At 69.6% G+C, this 1,377-nt stretch carries 2 protein-coding genes; both read right to left on the bottom strand.

The window, feature by feature from the left end; genetic code table 11:
- Positions 1 to 956, bottom strand: a 956-nt coding sequence (locus AC1DYI_RS35705; RefSeq protein WP_477208827.1) for an ExeA family protein, incomplete at its 3' end; no start/stop codon positions are given.
- Between the two features lie 29 nt (positions 957 to 985).
- Positions 986 to 1,377: glutathione S-transferase C-terminal domain-containing protein (locus tag AC1DYI_RS35700; RefSeq protein ID WP_477208826.1), on the bottom strand; the 392-nt coding region annotated here is incomplete at its 5' end.

The raw sequence follows: 1,377 nt of genomic DNA, 5'->3' as shown, positions 1-1,377 counted from the left end.
GGTGCGGTGGGGCGCATCACCCAGGCCGCGGCCGCGGCGATCGATACCCCGGCCAGCAAGCCGCCGGCCCACGGAGCGGCTCGGCGTGCCTGGGCCGGCCAGCCGGTCAACGCCGGCGACGGGTGGTCGCCGAAGACCTCGGCCGCGGCGCGTTCGATCACCTCGACGCCAATCTTGGCCTGGCCGGTGGCATAACCCCCCAGCAGCGCGCGGTCGCACACCAGGTTCACCCGCCGCGGCACGCCGCGCGACAACTGGTGGATGCGCTTCAGCGCCGCCTTGTCGAACGGCGACGCGCCTTCGCTGCCGGCCACGCCGAGCCGGTGCTGCACGTAATGCGCGGTTTCGGCCTCGTCGAGTGCGCCCAGGTGGTAGCGCGCGATCACGCGTTGTGCCAGCTGCTCCAGCTCGGGCCGGGCCAGCATGTCGCGCAGTTCCGGCTGGCCGATCAGGATGATCTGCARCAGCTTGCGCTCGGCGGTCTCCAGGTTGGTCAGCAGGCGCAGCTGCTCCAGCACGTCGGCCGACAGGTTCTGCGCCTCGTCGATGATCAGCACATTGGTCTGGCCGACCGCGTGCGTGCGCAGCAGAAACTCGTTGAGCGGGTCGATGAATTCCTTGATCGACCGCGGCGTGCCTTCGTGGGCCGGTGGCAGCGCCGGCAGCGGGATGCGGAACTCGTCGCACACTGTCTGCAGCAGCTCGGGCACCGTCAGCTTGGGGTTGAAGATGTAGGCGACGTTGCAGCGCGGCGGCACCTGTTCGAGGAAGCAGCGGCAGACTGTCGTCTTGCCCGCGCCGATCTCGCCGGTCAGCAGCACGAAGCCGCCGCCACCCTTGACGCCATACAGCAGGTGCGCCAGCGCCTCGCGGTGGCGCTCGCTCATGAAGAGATAGCGCGGATCCGGCGCGATCGAAAACGGCGGCTGCTTCAGGCCGAAGAACTTCGCGTACATGGGGCGGGAGGATACCCGCAGGCCGCCGGTCAGTTCGAGAGCGGCAGCATGACGACGCGTTTGTAGGCCGGCCGCGAAGAGAGCGCGTCGAACCAGCGCTCGAGCGCCGGCAGCAATGGACGCTCGATCGGCATGGCGAACCAGCGCCAGGCCGGGCAACCGAGGGCGATGTCGGCCATGCTGAAGTGCTCGCCGCCAGCCCAAGGCTGGCGTGCGAGCTGRGCGTCCAGCACGCGCAACACCGACAGGGCGTCTTGCCGGTCTCGCTCGACCTGCGCATCGTCCCGCTTTTCGGCAGGAGTGCGGTAGAACGCGCGGAACAGCGGCACCAGCGAAGGCCACAGCGTGCTGTTGGACCAGTCGACCCAGCGGTCGGCATCGGCTCGTGCCCGCGTATCGAGCGGCCAGAGCGTGCCAGCGC

It is taken from the genome of Ideonella sp. P3_A4 (assembly GCF_056403075.1).
Note: the sequence above shows the minus strand (reverse complement) of the source record. Positions and strands in the feature narration are given on the sequence as shown.